The 1,111-nt window shown below is 58.1% G+C and carries 1 protein-coding gene; it reads right to left on the bottom strand.

Annotation, left to right across the window (positions count from 1 at the left end; genetic code table 11):
* The coding region (pilO2, locus tag A6U95_RS28330; protein ID WP_065686934.1) for a type 4b pilus protein PilO2 at positions 1–1,111 on the bottom strand (1,111 nt) is incomplete at both ends.

The following is a 1,111-nucleotide window of genomic DNA, read 5'->3' as shown; positions in this document are numbered from 1 at the left end:
CTCAATGGTGTATTCCAGGCGATTGTTCTTGAGTGTCGTCGTGATACTGGACGCCCTTATCCCGCTGCTGTTGAAGCGCGTCGGCGCAAACAACCGATCCGGCGGAATATCGGTAATGAACGTAAAGCTGTAGGTTCGCCATGGCAGGTTTTGTACATCGCCCTGCGCTAACTGCGTGCTTACGTCCATTTCACTAAGACGCAAACGGGCATTGATACGTTGGGCATAGCTGGTCAGATGCTGAATTTGCTGGCTGCCCGGGAGCAGTGCTTCGGGGTGTTCTGGGAGAGAAAGCGACACGGGTAACGCAAAGGAAGCGTCATCCGCGCTGCCGGGAATATTAAACACCGGCTGAATGTCTGCGCCATAGAGTACGGGTAACCGCAAGGCAAAGTCCCCCACGGTGCCCCCGCTCGGCAAAGTGTAGTGCAGCGTGATCTTGCCGTGGGCATCGCACGTCGCCGTATTGAATACCCAGCCGGCAATAGAGATCTGCGCGTCTTTCCACACGTTACTGCAGGCGCTGAGCATCGGCGGGAATCGCGGTTGCGTTGCCCAGGGTTTCAGGTTGTCGGCCGGAGCCTGTTGCTCCAATTGTTGCCTGGCCAACAGCGCAGCCTGAGCAGCGGCAATACGCTCATCTTCTTGATGCGTCTGCCATGCCGAATAGCCCACATACCCTGCCACCAGGGCCACCACCGCAATGCCCCACAGCCACAGTATCTGCGGATTATGGGTTTGGCTCAGACGCGCTCGTCGCAAACCCACCTTGTTGTCGATCAGCGTCGAGAGCGCCTTATCTTCGGCGTCTAGCTCGGGGAAGAAGCCGCTGGGGGCATATACCGTCCAACCCGCCGCGGGATCAGCGGTGATTTGCAGAAAATTGGACACGGCTATTCGTATCGCCGCCTCATCCCCCACGATATCGCCGAACGGTGACAACATGCCGTCGCTGACAGCCACGAACCAGTATTGCTCGTCGGGCAACGGGAAAACACCGTAACAGGCCTCTGGTAATGCCGGCAGGACGGCTAACGCCATTGATGCCAATGTATGTCGGCCGCCTTTTCGGCGCGTTTTGTCCGTGAGGGTGACGGTGCCCAGCAGGGTG

The organism is Serratia sp. 14-2641 (genome assembly GCF_001692375.1).
Classification (GTDB): Bacteria; Pseudomonadota; Gammaproteobacteria; order Enterobacterales; family Enterobacteriaceae; genus Chania; species Chania fonticola_C.
The sequence above is the reverse complement of the archived record's forward strand: the minus strand, read 5'-3'. Positions and strand labels throughout refer to the sequence as shown.